At 59.3% G+C, this 17812-nt stretch carries 17 protein-coding genes; 11 read left to right on the plus strand and 6 right to left on the minus strand.

Annotated elements, in window-relative coordinates; translation table 11 throughout:
• Window positions 1-15: 15 nt before the first annotated feature.
• Together M5G26_RS19465 and M5G26_RS19470 are read right to left on the minus strand one after the other, a co-directional pair.
• Window positions 16-870, minus strand: coding sequence for a sulfurtransferase (locus M5G26_RS19465; protein WP_273916252.1), 855 nt, complete (start codon window positions 868-870; stop codon window positions 16-18).
• Window positions 871-902: 32 nt separating this feature from the next.
• Window positions 903-1574, minus strand: a complete 672-nt coding sequence (locus tag M5G26_RS19470; protein WP_007913599.1) for a TetR/AcrR family transcriptional regulator — start codon at window positions 1572-1574, stop codon at window positions 903-905.
• 128 nt (window positions 1575-1702) lie between these two features.
• Between M5G26_RS19470 and M5G26_RS19475 the strand changes: the two genes are divergently transcribed.
• From M5G26_RS19475 to M5G26_RS19495, 5 genes are all read left to right on the plus strand, one after another.
• Window positions 1703-3151 (plus strand): coniferyl aldehyde dehydrogenase, encoded by a 1449-nt coding sequence (locus M5G26_RS19475; protein ID WP_273916330.1) that lies wholly within the window; start codon window positions 1703-1705, stop codon window positions 3149-3151.
• Between the two features lie 29 nt (window positions 3152-3180).
• Window positions 3181-3726 (plus strand): twin-arginine translocation pathway signal protein, encoded by a 546-nt coding sequence (locus M5G26_RS19480; RefSeq protein WP_150693726.1) that lies wholly within the window; start codon window positions 3181-3183, stop codon window positions 3724-3726.
• Window positions 3727-3845: 119 nt separating this feature from the next.
• Window positions 3846-5441, plus strand: coding sequence for a GMC family oxidoreductase (locus M5G26_RS19485; RefSeq protein WP_273916253.1), 1596 nt, complete (start codon window positions 3846-3848; stop codon window positions 5439-5441).
• Window positions 5442-5556: 115 nt separating this feature from the next.
• The gene (gene coaD / locus M5G26_RS19490) at window positions 5557-6036 is read left to right on the plus strand and encodes a pantetheine-phosphate adenylyltransferase (protein ID WP_003229157.1); all 480 of its coding nucleotides are present in this window, start codon (window positions 5557-5559) and stop codon (window positions 6034-6036) included.
• A 141-nt stretch (window positions 6037-6177) separates the two neighbouring features.
• Window positions 6178-6429, plus strand: coding sequence for a YfhL family 4Fe-4S dicluster ferredoxin (locus M5G26_RS19495; RefSeq protein ID WP_003195146.1), 252 nt, complete (start codon window positions 6178-6180; stop codon window positions 6427-6429).
• 131 nt (window positions 6430-6560) lie between these two features.
• Here the strand turns inward: M5G26_RS19495 and M5G26_RS19500 are convergent, their stop codons facing one another.
• From M5G26_RS19500 to M5G26_RS19510, 3 genes are all read right to left on the minus strand, one after another.
• A complete protein-coding gene (locus tag M5G26_RS19500) occupies window positions 6561-6881 on the minus strand; it encodes a multidrug transporter (RefSeq protein ID WP_134176059.1) in 321 nt (106 codons plus the stop codon).
• A 69-nt stretch (window positions 6882-6950) separates the two neighbouring features.
• Complete coding sequence (gene mutM, locus M5G26_RS19505; protein ID WP_007913582.1) at window positions 6951-7763, minus strand: bifunctional DNA-formamidopyrimidine glycosylase/DNA-(apurinic or apyrimidinic site) lyase; 813 nt, start codon at window positions 7761-7763, stop codon at window positions 6951-6953.
• A gap of 12 nt (window positions 7764-7775) precedes the next feature.
• Window positions 7776-8588, minus strand: a complete 813-nt coding sequence (locus tag M5G26_RS19510; protein ID WP_191625172.1) for an HDOD domain-containing protein — start codon at window positions 8586-8588, stop codon at window positions 7776-7778.
• 227 nt (window positions 8589-8815) lie between these two features.
• Here M5G26_RS19510 and M5G26_RS19515 point away from each other — a divergent pair, with 227 nt between their 5' ends.
• The 6 genes from M5G26_RS19515 to ilvD all read left to right on the plus strand — a co-directional run bounded on the left by M5G26_RS19515 (window position 8816) and on the right by ilvD (window position 16555).
• Window positions 8816-9355: a type 1 glutamine amidotransferase domain-containing protein gene (locus M5G26_RS19515; RefSeq protein WP_150693724.1), complete on the plus strand. Its 540-nt coding sequence runs from the start codon at window positions 8816-8818 to the stop codon at window positions 9353-9355.
• Window positions 9356-9528: 173 nt separating this feature from the next.
• Window positions 9529-10725 carry a class I SAM-dependent rRNA methyltransferase gene (locus M5G26_RS19520; RefSeq protein ID WP_093429813.1) on the plus strand — a complete coding sequence of 399 codons (1197 nt, stop codon included), beginning with the start codon at window positions 9529-9531 and terminating at the stop codon, window positions 10723-10725.
• A gap of 447 nt (window positions 10726-11172) precedes the next feature.
• Window positions 11173-12246 (plus strand): SagB family peptide dehydrogenase, encoded by a 1074-nt coding sequence (locus M5G26_RS19525; RefSeq protein ID WP_134176057.1) that lies wholly within the window; start codon window positions 11173-11175, stop codon window positions 12244-12246.
• Entirely contained in the window at window positions 12243-13220 is a 978-nt protein-coding gene (locus tag M5G26_RS19530) for a diiron oxygenase (RefSeq protein WP_273916254.1), read from the plus strand. Before M5G26_RS19525 ends, M5G26_RS19530 begins: the two co-directional genes overlap by 4 nt.
• Window positions 13213-14445 (plus strand): MFS transporter, encoded by a 1233-nt coding sequence (locus tag M5G26_RS19535; protein ID WP_273916255.1) that lies wholly within the window; start codon window positions 13213-13215, stop codon window positions 14443-14445. Before M5G26_RS19530 ends, M5G26_RS19535 begins: the two co-directional genes overlap by 8 nt.
• A gap of 268 nt (window positions 14446-14713) precedes the next feature.
• Window positions 14714-16555 (plus strand): dihydroxy-acid dehydratase, encoded by a 1842-nt coding sequence (gene ilvD / locus M5G26_RS19540; protein ID WP_273916256.1) that lies wholly within the window; start codon window positions 14714-14716, stop codon window positions 16553-16555.
• A 164-nt stretch (window positions 16556-16719) separates the two neighbouring features.
• Here the strand turns inward: ilvD and M5G26_RS19545 are convergent, their stop codons facing one another.
• Window positions 16720-17781: a hypothetical protein gene (locus M5G26_RS19545; RefSeq protein WP_064116295.1), complete on the minus strand. Its 1062-nt coding sequence runs from the start codon at window positions 17779-17781 to the stop codon at window positions 16720-16722.
• Window positions 17782-17812: the final 31 nt, after the last annotated feature.

Genomic DNA, 17812 nt, shown 5'->3' on the forward strand with positions numbered 1-17812 from the left:
TGCGATCTTTTGATCTTATTCGCCGGTGGCGATACCGCGCGAAGGCTCGTTGATCCACTCGCTCCACGATCCGGCATACAACGCAGCCAACGGATAACCCGCCAGGCACAACGCAAACAGGTTGTGACACGCCGTCACGCCAGACCCGCAATAGGCAACCAGATCCGCTGGCGAGCGCTCGCCGAGCTTCGCGGCAAAGCGCTGCTTGAGCTGATCCGCCGGCAGGAAGCGCCCATCGCTGCCGAGGTTGTCGGTGAATGCCGCGCATTGCGCGCCGGGAATGTGCCCGGCAATCGGATCGATCGGCTCAACTTCACCCTTGAATCGCGGTAAAGCCCGAGCATCAATCAAGGTCAACGCAGGTTGGCCAAGACGCTTTTGCAATTTTTCGGCGCTGAGCAGCAGGCTCATATCCGGTTGACCACTGAAGGTGCCGCGATTGACCGTCGGCGCATCCAGACTCAGCGGCAGCCCCGCCGCATGCCACGCCTTGAGCCCGCCATCGAGAATGAACACGCCATCGCGCTTGCCCAGCCACGCCAGCAACCACCACGCCCGCGCCGCGTAGGCACCGGGGCCGTCGTCGTACAAAACCACATCGCTGTCGTTGTTGATGCCCCACGCTTGCAGCCGCTCGATCAGCTCTGCCGGCTCGGGCAACGGATGCCGACCGGTCACGCCTTTGACCAATGTGCCGCTGAGGTCTCGTTCAAGATCGGCGAAGCTCGCCCCGGCAATGTGCCCTTCGGCATAGCTGCGCTGACCGTAATCCGGGTCTTCGAGGGCAAAACGACAATCGAGAATCACCAGCCCCAGTTGTTCCTTGCGGTCATCCAGCGTTTGCGGGCTGATCAGTTGCGCAATCGGCATAACAGGCTCCTGAGGGATTTCAACAGAACGGTTTATTTCACGTCTTCAAGGGCCTGGGCCAGCGGCACATAGAACTCCTCGAACAACGCATTGACCTCGTCTCGCGCCTGCTCGGTGACAAACCCGGCTTCCAGCACCAACACCTGGTACACGCCACGTTTAATGGCTTGTTCACTGAGATGGTTGGAATTCTCGCGGGTGGTGCACAGGAAACGCACCCACGAGGTCAGGATGATCCAGGCATTGAGGGTCAGGGATTCGATTTGCACGCGGTCCATATCGAGAATCCCGGCGGCGACGAAACCTTCGTAGATCGCCGCGCCCTGAATCACGCAGCGTTGGGAGAAGCGCCGATAGCGGGCGGCCAACTCCGGATCGCTGTCGAGCAGATGCTCCAGATCGCGGTGCAGAAAGCGGTAGCGCCACATCGCCGAGAGCAATTCCTTGAGATAGAAACGCTTGTCCTCGACCGTCGCCGCACGCCCCTGCGGTGGGCGCAGAAAGCTGTCCACGAGGCTTTCGTACTCACTGAACAACACGGCGATGATCGCCTGCTTGTTGGGGAAGTGGTAGTACAGGTTGCCCGGAGAAATCTCCATGTGGGCGGCAATGTGATTGGTGCTGATGCTGCGCTCGCCCTGTTGATTGAACAGCTCAAGGCTGTTCAGCACGATACGCTCGCTGGTTTTTATTCGTGGGGCCATGGCTTGAGCTTTAATTCAGAGTGCGTTGGGGGGCATCTTACGACCTAACCGGAAATGGATAAAACAATGCTGTGCAAGGAAGTCATTTGACTTTCTAGAGCATAGACTCTAAAAAGCTCATCACTACAATAAATCCGGAGCAGACCATGACTGCCGACATTGCCTACCTGCAAACGCTGCAACAACCTCTGGCCGAGCTGGACCGGTTGTTCGCGGCGCAGCGGGCCGCGTATGCCGCCAATCCGATGCCGCCCGCCGCTCAACGCCAGCAATGGCTCAAAGCGCTGAGTGATTTGCTCAGTAGCGAGCGTCAGGCGTTGATCGAGGCGATCAGCTCCGATTTCAGCCACCGCAGCGCCGATGAAACCCTGCTCGCAGAGTTGATGCCAAGCCTGCACGGCATTCATTACGCCAGCCGCCATCTCAAAGGCTGGATGAAAGCTTCGCGACGCAAGGTCGGCATGGCGTTCCAGCCCGCTTCGGCGAAAGTGGTGTACCAGCCTCTGGGCGTAGTCGGCGTCATCGTGCCGTGGAATTACCCGTTGTATCTGGCGGTCGGCCCGCTGGTTGGCGCCTTGGCGGCGGGCAACCGGGTGATGCTCAAACTCAGCGAATCGACCCCGGCCACCGGGCTATTGCTCAAGGAATTGCTGGCGCGGATCTTCCCCGAAGATCTGGTCTGCGTGGTGCTCGGTGAAGCCGACATCGGCGTAGCGTTCTCCCGTCTGCGCTTCGATCACTTGCTGTTCACCGGCGCCACCAGCATCGGCAAACACGTGATGCGCGCCGCCGCCGAAAGCCTGACCCCGGTCACACTGGAACTCGGCGGCAAGTCGCCGGCCATCGTCTCCCGCGATGTGCCGCTCAAAGATGCCGCCGAGCGCATTGCCTTCGGTAAAACCCTCAACGCCGGTCAGACCTGCGTTGCCCCGGATTACGTGCTGGTGCCGGAAGATCGGGTCGGCGGCTTTGTCGAAGCCTATCGCCAGGCCGTACAGGGTTTTTATCCGACACTCACCGACAATCCGGACTACACCGCGATCATCAACGAACGCCAATTGGCACGGCTCAACGGCTACGTCAGCGACGCGACCAGCAAGGGTGCGCTGTTGATTCCGCTGTTCGAGCAGGGCCAGGGCCGGCGCATGCCGCACAGCGTGCTGCTGAATGTCAGCGATGAGATGACGGTGATGCAGGACGAAATCTTCGGTCCGCTGCTGCCGATCGTGCCGTATCAGGATCTGGAGCAGGCATTTGCTTACATCAATCAGCGGCCACGTCCTCTGGCTCTTTACTACTTTGGCTACGACAAACGCGAACAGAACCGCGTGCTGCACGAAACCCATTCCGGCGGTGTGTGCCTGAACGACACGCTGCTGCATGTGGCTCAGGACGACATGCCATTCGGCGGCATCGGCGCTTCCGGCATGGGCCACTACCACGGTCACGAAGGCTTCCTGACCTTCAGCAAAGCCAAAGGCGTGTTGATTAAACAGCGCTTCAACGCGGCCAGACTGATTTATCCGCCCTACGGCAAATCGATTCAGAAACTGATCCAGAAGCTGTTCATTCGCTAAACCTTCGTCACCGCCGGGTAATAAAAATAATGCACCCAAGCCTGACCGAAACACCTGCACTGTCCCGCCGTGGCCTGCTGAAATTCAGCCTCGGCGCCACGGCGTTCCTCGCCACCGCCGGACTCGGCGCCAGCCTCACTGGGTGCTCGTCGAGCGTCGCGGCCAACGGTTTTGTCTCGCTGCGCGACGGCGATCTGCTGTTTCTGCGCGCACTGATTCCGGTGATGCTCGACGGCGCCGTGGCGGCCGAGAAGCTGCCGGACGCCGTTGAAGGCACGCTCAAGTCGCTGGACTACAGCCTCGATCACCTGTCGCCAGAAATGCTCAAGCTCACCCGGCAACTGTTCGACGTCCTCGGTATGGCGGTGACGCGCGGGCCACTCACCGGGATCTGGGGCAGTTGGGAAAATGCCAGTCCCGAAGCGATGCGGCATTTTCTTGATCGTTGGGAGAACAGCTCGTTAAGCCTGCTGCGCATGGGGCATAGCTCGTTGCAGCAGATGGTGATGATGGCCTGGTATACCCGCGCAGAATCGTGGGCGCATTGCGGTTATCCCGGCCCGCCTTCGGTCTGAGACCGAGTCGCACCTATCGCGAGCAGGCTCACTCCTACAGGGGTTCGCATTCCAAATGTAGGAGTGAGCCTGCTCGCGATGAGGCCCGCCAGAACAACAAAAACAAGAGAACCTGATCGATGCCCGTACCCGACCCGTTCCGCGAAGGCCTCGCCCGAGGCTGGAAAACCTACAACGGCGCACAGCTGAGCGACGACCTCACCCTTGAGGCCGACGTGGCAATCATCGGCAGCGGCGCCGGTGGCGGCACCACGGCGGAAATCCTCAGCGCTGCAGGCTACAAAGTCCTGCTGATCGAAGAAGGCCCGCTGAAAACCAGTTCAGATTTCAAAATGCTCGAAGACCAGGCCTACAGCAGCCTCTATCAGGAAGGCATCGGCCGCATGAGCAAGGACGGCGCGATCACCATCCTCCAGGGCCGCGCGGTTGGCGGCACCACGCTGATCAACTGGACCTCGAGTTTTCGCACCCCGGAGCCGACCCTCGAACACTGGGCCAAGGAACACAACGTCAAAGGCCACAGCCACGCCGAGATGGCGCCGTGGTTCGAGAAAATGGAACAGCGCCTCGGCGTCGCGCCGTGGATGGTCCCGCCCAATGCCAACAACGACGTGATCCGCAAAGGCTGTGAGCAACTCGGCTACAGCTGGCACGTGATCCCGCGCAACGTACGCGGCTGCTGGAACCTTGGTTACTGCGGCATGGGCTGCCCGACCAACGCCAAGCAATCGATGATGGTCACGACCATTCCGGCGACGCTGGAAAAGGGTGGCGAGCTGCTTTATCTGGCCCGCGCGGAGAAGCTGCTGATCAGCGGCGACAAGGTCACCGGCCTGCAATGCGTGGCGATGGATGAACGCTGCGTCGAACCGACCGGGCGCAAGATCAGCGTCAAGGCGCGGCATTACGTGCTTGCCGGCGGTGGCATCAATAGCCCGGCGCTGCTGCTGCGTTCGGACGCGCCGGATCCGCATAAAAACCTCGGGAAACGCACCTTCCTGCACCCGGTGAACATGTCCGCCGCGCGCTTCGACGAAGTCATCAACCCGTTTTACGGGGCGCCGCAGTCGATCTACTCCGACCATTTCCAATGGAAGGACGGCACCAGCGGGCCGATGGCCTTCAAACTCGAAGTGCCGCCGCTGCATCCGGCACTGGCGGCCACCCTGCTCGGCGGCTTTGGCGCAGAAAGCGCGCAACACATGGCTGACCTGCCACACACCCACGCCATGCTGGCCTTGCTGCGTGATGGTTTTCACCCGGACAGCACGGGTGGCTCCGTCGAATTGCGTGGCGATGGCTCGCCGGTGCTCGACTATCAGGTTTCACCCTACGCCTGGGAAGGCCTGCGCCGGGCCTTTCACGTCATGGCCGAAATCCAGTTTGCCGGCGGCGCAAAATCGGTGATGCCGATGCACGCCGACGCCCGTTACGTAAAAACTTTGGCCGAAGCGCGCACGCTGATCGACGGTTTGAGCCTTGAGCTGTACCGCACTCGGCTGGGCAGCGCTCACGTCATGGGCGGTTGCGCGATGGGCGAAGACCCGAAAAGCGCCGTCACCGACAGTCTCGGACGGCATCATCAACTGGCTAATCTGTCGATCCATGACGGCTCACTGTTCCCCACCAGCATCGGCGCCAACCCGCAGCTGTCGGTGTATGGCCTCACTGCGCAACTGGCGACTTCCCTCGCCGATCGGCTGAGAAACCCGTGAAAAAACCGATTAATCGCCTCGTCTATAGTGCTTTCTTACCCAACAGGCGACTTGGCCGACCGGGACGGCTGCGATACCATCCGACTCCCCAACGGACTCCCGCCAGGACGACGCGATGAACCGAGTGTTGTACCCAGGTACCTTCGACCCTATTACCAAGGGCCATGGCGATCTGGTCGAACGCGCCTCGCGCCTGTTCGATCACGTGATTATTGCGGTCGCTGCCAGCCCGAAGAAAAACCCGCTGTTCCCGCTGGAACAACGGGTCGAACTGGCTCGCGAGGTCACCAAACACCTGCCTAATGTGGAAGTGGTCGGTTTCTCGACACTGCTGGCACATTTCGCCAAAGAGCAGAACGCCAATGTGTTCCTGCGTGGTCTGCGCGCGGTGTCGGACTTCGAATACGAATTTCAGCTGGCCAACATGAATCGCCAGTTGGCCCCGGATGTGGAGAGCCTGTTTCTCACGCCGTCCGAGCGTTATTCGTTCATTTCGTCGACGCTGGTGCGGGAAATTGCCGCGTTGGGCGGCGATATCAGCAAGTTCGTCCACCCGGCCGTGGCTGACGCGCTGACCCTGCGCTTCAAAAAGTAGGCGCTGCCGAAGGCTCGGGCTGCGATCCTGGCTGTTGATTACAGCCCTTGATCGCAGCAGCGTGCACTGCGCGCGCCAATGCGGCACAATTGCGCGCATTGATTTATTGCGCCCGGGCCTGCCGCCCCGGCTGGAGTTAGCATGTCCCTGATCATCACCGACGATTGCATCAACTGCGACGTCTGCGAACCCGAGTGCCCGAACGCCGCCATTTCCCAAGGCGAAGAGATCTACGTGATCGACCCGAACCTGTGCACCCAGTGCGTCGGCCACTACGATGAACCGCAGTGCCAACAGGTTTGCCCGGTGGATTGCATTCCGCTGGACGAAGCGCATCCGGAGACTGAAGAACAGTTGATGGAGAAGTACCGCAAGATCACTGGCAAGGCCTGATTCGACAGTTTTATAGCGATCTCTCGGGCCTCTTCGCGAGCAGGCTCGCTCCCACATTTGAAAAGTATTCCATGTGGGAGCGAGCCTGCTCGCGAAAGGGCTGTCAGCCACACAGCAAAACCCTGATCAGCTCACTCGCGCTGCTCAAACCCCTCCCCGATACACCCCAGGCACCGCACAAAAGCGGCTTTCGCCGGATCCACCACCAACGCCTGCCCCGCATCGCCGATCCCGCCACCCAGTGCGGTAAACGGTAGCGATACGACAAACGCGCCCGCACCGATCACTGTCGCCACCACCAATAAAGGTCGGGCAATCAGCAAATCGCCAAGCATGGCGTAGGCCGGGGGATTCTGGATGGTGTAACGCGGATCGCCGCTGCCATTTTCCGCGGCCTGAACAGCCAGACTGGAACACAGCAGCGCAACAAAGAGGACTTGCAAGGACTTCATGGCACGATCCTTCGGGCTGAACAGTGAGACAACTCACTATAGACCGTAGGACTTTTTCAGCTTTTTGCCTCAGCTCTGACAGCGCGGGCAGAACACACTGGCACGCTGGCCCAGCTTCACTTCACGCAAGCCGGTGCCACAGACCTTGCAGTGTTCACCGCCACGGCCGTAGACAAACAGCTCCTGCTGGAAATAGCCCGGCTGACCGTCACCCCCAATAAAATCACGCAACGTGGTGCCACCACGCTCAATGGCAGCGGCCAGAATGCGTTTGATCTCGATCGCCAGCTTCAGATACCGCCCTCGGGAAATCCCCCCGGCCTCGCGGCGCGGGTCGATCCCGGCAGCGAACAGCGCTTCGGTCGCATAGATATTGCCGACCCCGACCACCACCGCGTTGTCCATGATGAACGGCTTGACCGCCATCGAGCGCCCGCGTGACAGCTGAAACAAACGCTCACCATCGAACAGATCGGTCAGTGGCTCCGGGCCGAGACGGATCAGCAATTCATGATTGAGCGGATCGTTGCTCCACAACATCGCGCCGAACCGTCGCGGATCGGTGTAGCGCAGCGCCAGCCCCGACTCCAGTTCGATATCGACGTGTTCGTGCTTGAGCGCCGGCAGCCCGACCTCAACCAGACGCAAATTACCCGACATGCCCAGATGACTGATCAACGTACCGACCTCGGCGTTGATCAACAGGTACTTGGCGCGACGCTCGACCAACACGATGCGCTGCCCCGACAGGCGCACATCGAGGTCTTCGGGAATCGGCCAGCGCAGGCGCCGATCACGCACGATCACCCGGCTGACGCGCTGGCCTTCCAGGTGCGGGGCAATCCCGCGACGGGTGGTTTCGACTTCCGGCAGTTCAGGCATGGCGTCCTCGAATCAATGCGCGCCGAGGTCGCGGATCGTTTGTTTGAGGGTTTCGAAGTCGTAATCCGACAGCCCTACGTAATCGAGTACCAGCGGGCCGACGGCGTTCCATTCGAAGTCTTCGGTCTGGTTGCCCAGTACGCGATACGACGCGCAAATATGCTCGGCCATCTTCAGGATCGCCAGCAGGTTTTTCAGCTGACTGTTGCGCGACGACTCATCGCTGAAGATCGCCAGGGCATTGTGGTGATTGGCGATGGCCGCGCTGACATGCTCCGGCAGGCGCCACGACTTGGCGGTGTAATAACCGACCACGGCGTGGTTGGTGTTGAACTCGCTGTTTTCGGTGTCGACGACCCGACATTCGGCACTGGCATTGGCGTAAGCCTTTTCCAGAACCGTCATGTAGTTGGGGAAGCGCTGCAGCATCAACGGCACGCCGCAATCGTGGAACAGACCCAAGGCATACGCCTCATCGCCGGCCTGAGTGCCGATACGCTTGGCCAGCGTCAGGCACGTCATCGCCACGTCCTGGGCGGTGTCCCAGAAACGGTTGAGCGTAACGATGGTGTCGTCGTTCATCTCGCCTTTGATCGACTGCGCGTTGATCAGGTTGATGATCGAGCGGCTGCCCAACAGATTCACCGCGCGTTGAATCGAGGTGATCTTGTTGCTCAGACCGTAATACGGCGAGTTGACGATTTTCAGCAACGAGCCGGACAGGCCAGGATCCTGAGCGATCAGCTTGGCGATCACCTCCAGGTCCGGGTCGGGCATGTACTGCTCCATTTGCAGATCCACCATGATCTGCGGTTGCGCCGGCACACTGATGCCTTGCAGCGATTGTTGAATCTGTTCGGTGGTCAGCTCTTGGGACATAAGTACACACTCTGGGACAGGCGGCGATTCTAACCTCTAAAAACCGCGAGACGACACACCAGTGGGCAATTGTCAGGAACTTTCATTCAGGCCACGGCTTCGGAATCTGTAATGCCCGACGGATCACTCCGGTCCTTTACGGCGGCAATCTCCCACAGACTCAGGAGCTTATGATGGCCACTTCCCTCACCGGCAAACGCATCGCCATTTTGGTAACAGATGGTTTCGAACAGGTCGAACTGACCGGTCCCAAGCAGGCACTGGAACAAGCGGGCGCGCAGGTCGACATCCTTTCCGCCGAGGCTGGCCAGGTCAAAGGCTGGAATCACGACAAACCGGCGGACGACTTCAAGGTCGACCAGACATTCCAGAGCGCCAGCAGCGAGCAATACGACGCGATCGTCCTGCCGGGCGGCGTGCAGAACTCCGACACCATCCGCATCGATCAGGATGCCCAGCACCTGGTCAAGACCGGCGCCTCGGCCGGCAAGCCGATTGCGGTGATCTGCCATGGCGGCTGGCTGCTGATTTCCGCGGGGCTGGTCAACGGCAAGACCATGACCAGTTACAAGACCCTCAAGGATGATCTGGTCAATGCCGGGGCCAACTGGGTCGACAAAGAAGTGGTCAAGGACGGTCACCTGATCAGCAGTCGTCAGCCGGATGATATTCCGGCGTTCAATAAAGAGCTGATCGACGCACTGTCGGCGTAGCATTGGGGACCGCATTCGCGAGCAGGCTCGCTCCCACATTGGTCTTGTGTCGGTCACAAGCCCTTTGTGGGAGCGAGCCTGCTCGCGAAGAGGCCATCAGCGTTTCATCGCTCATCAAACCCGGCACAAGTCGCAACACGCTATACTCCCGCTCTTTTTTCCGGAGCGACGTCATGTCCCTGCCTAGCTTGCGCCTCAAAGCCAACGCCGACCGTCGCCTGCGCGCCGGTCACCTGTGGGTCTACAGTAACGAAATCGATGTAGCCGCCACCCCACTGCACGGCTTCAATGCCGGCGACCAGGCCATCCTCGAAGCCGCTGGCGGCAAGCCGCTGGGCATCGTGGCGATGAGCCCGAACAACCTGATCTGCGCCCGCCTGCTGTCGCGCGACATTAAAGTAGCGCTGGACAAATCGCTGCTGGTGCACCGTTTGAACGTGGCCCTGTCGCTGCGCGAGCGCCTGTTCGACAAGCCGTTCTATCGTCTGGTTTACGGTGATTCCGACCTGTTGCCTGGCCTGGTCGTTGACCGTTTCGGCGACATCCTTGTGGTCCAGATCGCCTCGGCGACCATGGAAGCGCATAAAGATGACGTGATCGCAGCACTGACCCAAGTGCTCAAGCCAAGCGGCATTCTGTTCAAGAACGACTCTGCCGCCCGTGACGCCGAAGGCCTCAACCGCTACGTCGAAACCGTGTTCGGCCTGGTGCCGGAGTGGGTGGCGCTGGAAGAGAACGGCGTGAAATTCGAAGCCCCGGTCATTCAGGGTCAGAAAACCGGCTGGTTCTACGACCACCGCATGAACCGCGCCCGCCTGGCGCCATACGCCAAAGGCAAACGCGTCCTCGACCTCTATAGCTACATCGGTGGCTGGGGCGTGCAGGCTGCCGCGTTCGGCGCCAGCGAAGTGTTCTGCGTCGATGCCTCGGCCTTCGCCCTCGACGGCGTTGAGCGCAACGCTGCGCTGAACGGTTTCGCCGACAAGATGACCTGCATCGAAGGCGATGTCTTTGAAGCGCTGAAAGAACTGAAAGCCAGCGAAGAGCGCTTCGACGTGATCGTGGCCGACCCGCCAGCGTTCATCAAACGCAAGAAAGACATGAAAAACGGCGAAGGCGCCTACCGTCGCCTGAACGAGCAAGCCATGCGCCTGCTCAACAAGGACGGCATCCTGGTCAGCGCGTCGTGCTCGATGCACCTGCCGGAAGACGACCTGCAGAACATCCTGCTGACCAGCGCCCGTCACCTGGATCGCAATATCCAGTTGCTGGAGCGTGGCGGTCAGGGCCCGGATCACCCGGTGCACCCGGCGATCGCCGAAACGCGTTACATCAAGAGCATCACCTGCCGCCTGCTGCCCAACAGCTGATTTTGCGGATGACGGGGAGCCAGCAGGCTCCCCGTTTGCTTTGCGCGCCGCGCTGCCGGCGCCCTGCCCCTTCGCTATCGCCCCACACTTCCTACAATTCTTTTCCTGCCGACTTGCAGGATATTTCCTTATATCTTTTGATTACTGAAACTTACCCTACAAGTTTATTTGCAGCCGAAGACTGCTCCGACAAAATTACTGGAATTTTCCTACTTAATATCCGCTTGCCAATAATCCATTACAAACTATTATGAAGTTGTCACCACGAGGTGACTTCAACTATCAATGAACAAGGAGTTCACATCATGAAAAGTATTTCTCTGGAAAGTAAAAAAATCGCAAACCTGGCTTTTCTGGTTGCCCCTAAAGCCCGCTAAGTAAGTCTGGACGCCGGGGAGTGCCGGCAACCCGGTGTCCTTTTGACTTTATCCAGAGTGAAAGCCCCACATGTACATTAATCCTTTTCTATTTATATTGCCCCGTTCACCCGGACAAATTGTATGGAACTATAAAAACCATACACAACACGAACTTGACCTCAACTACACGACTCGTCTTGCACAATTAATCAACAACCCCGAACTTTTTGATAGCCACAATATAATAGACACACAACTATTAAGCGCGGGCATTCTTACCGTTTCAAAAATAGACAATCCGCAATGGGGTTGGGATGAGCTGTCGATGATTTATCACATCGGCACGCAGAACATTCCCTTTGAACATATCCCACAGAATATTCACGAGTGGTCCAGGCAATATCTGGCGCACTGCAATGAAGTATTGGCCACACCAACGCCGGCGGCAGACCGCCCGACGCTTGAAACCGGGCTGCGTATTACCTTGCCCGCACCGTGCGCATTGAGTGACGACAGTCTTGGAAAGGTGCTGCTCCAGCGCAAAACCTGTCGCAGCTATACAGGTGCAGCGATAACGCTGAATGATGTCGGCACCCTGCTCTACCTGTCCCTCGGTTATCTCCATGAACGTGACAACGATCGCGACGACAGCATCGCCCATGGGCTGAGCGCACGGCGCAGCAGTCCTTCCGCAGGTGGCCTGAACGCTTGCGAAGGCTTCCTGCTGGTGCAGAACGTCGAGGGCCTGGAGCAGGGCATCTATGCTTATCATCCGGCCGACCATACCTTGAGCCGGGTCAATCCGTTACCTGAACCCGCGCTGGGCCACCTGCTTGGTGGTCAGCATTTCATCAACAACCTGCCGCTGGGGTTGTTCATCACCGCTCGATTTGACCGGCTCTGGTGGAAGTACGAACACTCGCGGGCCTATCGCATGGCATTCGTCGAGGCCGGCCACCTGTCGCAAACCTTCCAACTGGTCGCCACGGCACTGGGCCTCAATACCTGGCTCACCGGGGCGTTTGCCGACCAGCAGGTCGAAGTCCTCCTCAACCTGGAGGGAAGCGCTGAACAACCGCTGTTCTTTGTTGGCTGTGGGGAGAGCGACGGGCAAGTGATGTGCCACGAAATGCGCGATCTGTTGCGCGAGGGGCAGCCATGACCCTGTCAATTTCGGCACCGGATCAAGCGCCGGAGTCCTGGGCGCTCAAGTTCACTCTGGGAAACTGGGAGAGCCGCGCCTCTGTGCGCAGCAGTACCCATGACTATCTGTTACCCGACGATGTCCCGCTGCAACTGCAAACCCGCCACTGGTTTCCACCGGCGTTTCTGCCGTACCTGGCTCATCCGGCCATCCAGGCGGCGGGGCGCGATGTGTTGCACCGGCTGTCAGCCAACCATCTGGTGCACTTTCTCGATTACACCACCCTCCTCGAACACCGCATCGTCAATCGTGCCGTGGAAGTCATCGTGCACCGGGAACTGCCCATCTACGTGCCTCTGCCGATGAAACACGCGGCGCTGCAGCTCTACACCGACGAGGGTTACCACGCGCTGTTTTCCAATCGTCTCGCTGAGCAGATCGCCAACTTCTATGGAATCACCGGACGTCCGGCCATTCCGCAGCGCATCACCCGCCTGAATGCACTGATTGCTCGCACGCCGGAAAAGAACCGGGCGCTGGCATGGTTTCTGCTGGGCTTCGTCTCGGAAACCATCATTGCCCGGGAGCTGCTGGACGTCTGTCGCGACAGCCTGGTGTCCAGCGTCAACGACATGCTGCGTGACCATCTGGCGGACGAAGCCCGCCACAGTCGTTACTTCGCCGAAGCCTTCCATTACTTCTGGCTGTCGATGAACAGCCGCCAGCGCACGTTTGCGAGCAGAACACTGCTGGAAATCATCGGGACTTTCTTCGAGGCCGACGAACGCTGGCTGCAACAGAGCCTACGAGGAGTCGGCATCGCTGACAGCGACGTGATGGAAATTGTTGGCGGTATGACAACGGTGCACGCCAATCGTGCGCGTGCACGATCAGGTGCCATCGCAACGCTGGACGCACTGCGCAAGGCCGGTTTTTTCGCGCTTCCCCATAACCAGAAACTTTTCGCCAAGGCAGGACTGATCGATGGATAAAGGAAAATCCGTGGCAACCACCCGACAGCGCCGTGGGGCTGTCAGTCTATTGCTGGCCATGGTGCTGCTTGGCGTGTTTCCACTGGATGTTCTGCTTCCTTCCTTTCCGGCGTTGGCGACGCACTTTCGCAGTTCACCGGCAGACATCGCGCTATCCATCAGCCTGTTCGCCGTGGGGATCGCGTTTGCCCAGGTATTGATCGGCCCACTGTCGGACGTAATCGGGCGCAAGGGCTTGTTACTCGCTGGCATGAGCGTATCGATGCTGGGTGCGCTCGGTTGCGTGATGACCTCCGATTACACGTTATTCCTGGTGTTTCGGGTAATGCAGGCCTTGGGCTGTGGATGTTTCGTGCTGTCCCAGGCGCTGGTGCAGGATCTGTTCGACGGTGAGGAGCGCGATCGTTTGCGTATCCTGATGGTCACGGCCACCGGAATTTTTATCTCGGTGTCGCCGCTGGCCGGCACTTTTCTGCAGGCCACACTCGGTTGGCGCGGCAGCTTCTGGGTATTTACCGCGCTATCCGCCATGGTGCTGATCAAGGCGTGGCTGTTTTTATCAAACAGCCGTCCGACTTGCAGTGGCACGCAAATCGGTTTCTTTCAGTCCTACCGGCGCGTGCTGGGGGATTTCGAGTTTGTCGGGTACTGGCTGATTTCAGCGTTTGCCTTCGCCTGCCACTTCTCGTTCATCGTGATTTCACCCCTGATCTTCATGGACCAACTGCAACTCGCGCCTTATGACTTTTCATTGATTCTGCTGATCTACGGTGCCGCTTACGTGGTTGGTGGCATTCTGGCCGCCGTACTGAATAGACGGATCACGCCGGTTCAGCAAATCCTCACCGGGCTGAGTCTGATACTGCTGTCCGGACTGGCGATGCTGTACCTGGCGGCCAATCATGCGCTGGCTCCGGCCACGGTGTTGATCCCGATGCTGATCTGCACGGCGGGCACCACCATTGCACGCCCCGCAGCCACCTCTCGGGCCATGGGCCTGTTTCCTGAAAACGCCGGCACCTCGGCCTCGGCGGGCAGCACGATCATCTTTATCTGTGGCGGACTTATCAGCGCGTTGATCAGCCTCAGTCCGGCCAATCTGCAGTCGACGCTGGGTTACAGCTTTGTGCTGCTGAGTGCGATCGCGCTGCTGCTCAACAACAGGCTCAGCCATCGCGCCAGAAACCTTGAAGCCAATACCGTGGCGCAGACCAACGGTGATTAAACCCGCCGGTCGTCATCCCATACACGCCGTCGGCACTGGAACAGCGCTTTGCGCCATTCCCTCCAGACGCCAGCGGTGTAGAATCGGCTGATTCATCGCCATTCATCCCCCGGCGGGTTTATGAGCTCAGGCTGAGACCAGCGGCGATCCCGCAACGTCATCGGCAACTTCACGAACACCCGGCCATTTCCGAGTGTTCCAGACGTCAATAGAAGCTCACTCCCCTTTTGCACCTGATTAGTAAGTGATTAGCCGCCCGGAGTGCTCCATGCCAGATTACCGCTCGAAAACATCCACCCACGGCCGCAACATGGCCGGCGCCCGCGCACTGTGGCGCGCTACGGGGATGAAAGATGACGACTTCAAAAAGCCGATCATCGCCATTGCCAACTCGTTTACCCAGTTCGTACCGGGCCACGTGCACCTGAAGGATCTGGGCCAACTGGTCGCCCGTGAAATCGAACGCGCCGGCGGTGTAGCGAAAGAATTCAACACCATCGCCGTGGATGACGGCATCGCCATGGGCCACGACGGCATGCTGTATTCGCTGCCGAGCCGCGAGATCATCGCCGACTCCGTCGAGTACATGGTCAACGCCCACTGCGCCGACGCCATCGTCTGCATCTCCAACTGCGACAAGATCACCCCGGGCATGCTGATGGCTGCCTTGCGCCTGAACATTCCGGTGATCTTCGTATCCGGCGGCCCGATGGAAGCCGGCAAAACCAAACTCGCATCCCACGGCCTCGACCTCGTCGACGCCATGGTGATCGCCGCCGACGAAAGCGCTTCTGACGAGAAAGTTGCTGAGTACGAGCGCAGCGCCTGCCCGACCTGCGGTTCGTGCTCCGGCATGTTCACCGCCAACTCGATGAACTGCCTGACCGAAGCACTGGGCCTGGCATTGCCGGGCAACGGTTCCACTCTGGCCACCCACAGCGACCGCGAACAACTGTTTCTGCAGGCCGGCCGTACCATCGTCGAACTGTGCAAACGCTACTACGGCGAGAACGACGAATCGGTATTGCCGCGCAACATCGCCAACTTCAAGGCGTTCGAGAACGCGATGATGCTCGACATCGCCATGGGCGGTTCGACCAACACCATCCTGCACTTGCTCGCGGCCGCTCAGGAAGCCGAAATCGATTTCGACCTGCGCGACATCGATCGTCTCTCGCGCAGCGTTCCACAGCTGTGCAAAGTCGCGCCGAACATCCAGAAGTACCACATGGAAGACGTGCACCGCGCCGGCGGTATCTTCAGCATTCTCGGTTCGCTGGCCCGTGTCGGTCTGCTGCACACCGATCTGCCGACCGTGCACAGCCGCAGCATGGAAGAAGCCATCGCCAAGTGGGACATCACCCAGACCACCGATGAAGCGGTGCATCACTTCTTCAAGGCCGGCCCTGCCGGTATCCCGACGCAGACGGCGTTCAGCCAGTCGACCCGTTGGGAAACCCTGGATGACGACCGTGAAAACGGCTGCATCCGCAGCTTCGAACACGCCTATTCGCAAGAAGGTGGCCTGGCCGTGCTGTACGGCAACATCGCCCTCGACGGCTGTGTGGTGAAAACCGCCGGTGTCGACGAATCGATCCACGTCTTCGAAGGCAACGCGAAGATCTTCGAAAGCCAGGACAGCGCGGTACGCGGCATCCTCGCTGACGAAGTGAAGGCAGGCGACATCGTCATCATTCGCTACGAAGGCCCGAAAGGCGGCCCGGGCATGCAGGAAATGCTCTACCCGACGTCGTACCTGAAATCCAAAGGCCTGGGCAAAGCCTGCGCCTTGCTCACCGACGGCCGTTTCTCCGGCGGTACTTCCGGTCTGTCCATCGGTCACGCTTCACCAGAAGCAGCCGCCGGCGGTGCGATCGGTCTGGTGCAGGATGGCGACAAAGTGCTGATCGACATCCCGAACCGCTCGATCAACCTGTTGGTCAGCGACGAGGAACTGGCGGCACGCCGCGCCGAGCAGGACAAGAAAGGCTGGAAACCGGTCGAGATTCGCCCGCGTAAAGTGACCACCGCCCTCAAGGCCTACGCCCTGCTGGCGACCAGTGCCGACAAAGGTGCTGTGCGTAACAAAGCGATGCTCGACGGGCTGTAAGCATCAAATCGCAGCAATAAAAATGCCCCGCCAAGTGCGGGGCATTTTTTTGTTTGAAGAATGAAAACCCGATCCCTGTAGGAGCTGCCGAAGGCTGCGATCTTTTGATCTTGCCCTTAAAACAAGATCAAAAAATCGCAGCCTTCGGCAGCTCCTACAGGGGATTATTGGATTTCTTCTGGTTTGACGATCACCCAGTTCTTGTCCGCCGTCACCGGCAACCCTTCCTTGGCCTGCGCCGCTGCGTGCTTGGCCATCATGCCGTTCAACTGCGTCATGTACTTGTCCTTGCGGTTGATCCACAAGTGAATCCCGCCCTTGGCCACGTCAACATCGTGGAACAGCATATAACCGTCGCTGGTCGGCGTATCGCCACCGACCAATACCGGTTTTTTCCACTCATCGATATAAGTGAGGATCGCCGCGTGCTTGCCGGCCATCCAGGTGGCCGGGGTCCACAGATATGGCGTCAACTCCAGGCCGAGGTTGGCCTTCTCGTCATATTTACCGGCGGTGATCTGCTTGCGCGCGGTGGTCAGTTCGTTGGTCTCGCGGTTCTTCAGCAGGGTGGTCACGCCAATGACGTTCTGCGGTTTGACGTTGTAGCCATACTTCGGATCCGCCGCGACCATGCGCACCAGCTCTTCAGAGGCAGCGGTCATCACGTAGACCTCGATGCCGTTCTCCATCAGCTTGTTGTACAGCTCTTGCTGGCCGGTGAAGATCTTCGGCGGATTGACGTCGAGCTTCTTCACCACATCGCCTTCGTAATAAGTCGCCGGCACCGGTTTGCCCGAGGCCATCAGCTCATCGACGTAGCCTTTGAGTTCCTTGAGAGTGAAGCCGGAGAACACCTGCGCCACCCACGGGTAGCAGACCATGTCGTCGACTTCGCAGAGGCGATAGTAGTAACTGAACAGGCTTTCCTTGTGGTCGGCGGTGTCCTTGAACGGCATCAGTTTCAGGGAAGGATCGAGTTTGTCGCGGGTGATCAGGCCCTTGTTTTCCATGAACGGCAACAAGGACTCTTCGAGGTCGTAGCGGTAACTGGTGTTGTCCATGTCGAACACCGCGTAGTTACCCTTGTTGGCGTTGGCCGCGATCATCGCGTCCAGCGCCTTGGCCTGATCGGCCGGCCAGTGTTTCAGGTCAGTAGCGAACGCCTGAGTGGCCAGGCCCATGCCCACTGTCAGCGCGACAGCCAGAAATTTCGGTGCGAACTTCATAAGCCTCTTCTCCCTGATTCAAAGAGATCGA

The organism is Pseudomonas sp. TNT2022 ID642, assembly GCF_028656995.1.
Classification (GTDB): domain Bacteria; phylum Pseudomonadota; class Gammaproteobacteria; order Pseudomonadales; family Pseudomonadaceae; genus Aquipseudomonas.

Bases quoted from the DNA above. Each gene is read 5' to 3' on its own strand.
- M5G26_RS19530 (WP_273916254.1), top strand. From the start codon at position 12,243: ATGACCCTGTCAATTTCGGCACCGGATCAAGCGCCGGAGTCCTGGGCG.
- M5G26_RS19465 (WP_273916252.1), bottom strand. From the start codon at position 870: ATGCCGATTGCGCAACTGATCAGCCCGCAAACGCTGGATGACCGCAAG.
- M5G26_RS19480 (WP_150693726.1), top strand. From the start codon at position 3,181: ATGCACCCAAGCCTGACCGAAACACCTGCACTGTCCCGCCGTGGCCTG.
- M5G26_RS19470 (WP_007913599.1), bottom strand. From the start codon at position 1,574: ATGGCCCCACGAATAAAAACCAGCGAGCGTATCGTGCTGAACAGCCTT.
- M5G26_RS19545 (WP_064116295.1), bottom strand. From the start codon at position 17,781: ATGAAGTTCGCACCGAAATTTCTGGCTGTCGCGCTGACAGTGGGCATG.
- ilvD (WP_273916256.1), top strand. From the start codon at position 14,714: ATGCCAGATTACCGCTCGAAAACATCCACCCACGGCCGCAACATGGCC.
- M5G26_RS19500 (WP_134176059.1), bottom strand. From the start codon at position 6,881: ATGAAGTCCTTGCAAGTCCTCTTTGTTGCGCTGCTGTGTTCCAGTCTG.
- M5G26_RS19515 (WP_150693724.1), top strand. From the start codon at position 8,816: ATGGCCACTTCCCTCACCGGCAAACGCATCGCCATTTTGGTAACAGAT.
- M5G26_RS19525 (WP_134176057.1), top strand. From the start codon at position 11,173: ATGTACATTAATCCTTTTCTATTTATATTGCCCCGTTCACCCGGACAA.
- M5G26_RS19520 (WP_093429813.1), top strand. From the start codon at position 9,529: ATGTCCCTGCCTAGCTTGCGCCTCAAAGCCAACGCCGACCGTCGCCTG.
- M5G26_RS19495 (WP_003195146.1), top strand. From the start codon at position 6,178: ATGTCCCTGATCATCACCGACGATTGCATCAACTGCGACGTCTGCGAA.
- coaD (WP_003229157.1), top strand. From the start codon at position 5,557: ATGAACCGAGTGTTGTACCCAGGTACCTTCGACCCTATTACCAAGGGC.
- M5G26_RS19535 (WP_273916255.1), top strand. From the start codon at position 13,213: ATGGATAAAGGAAAATCCGTGGCAACCACCCGACAGCGCCGTGGGGCT.
- mutM (WP_007913582.1), bottom strand. From the start codon at position 7,763: ATGCCTGAACTGCCGGAAGTCGAAACCACCCGTCGCGGGATTGCCCCG.
- M5G26_RS19485 (WP_273916253.1), top strand. From the start codon at position 3,846: ATGCCCGTACCCGACCCGTTCCGCGAAGGCCTCGCCCGAGGCTGGAAA.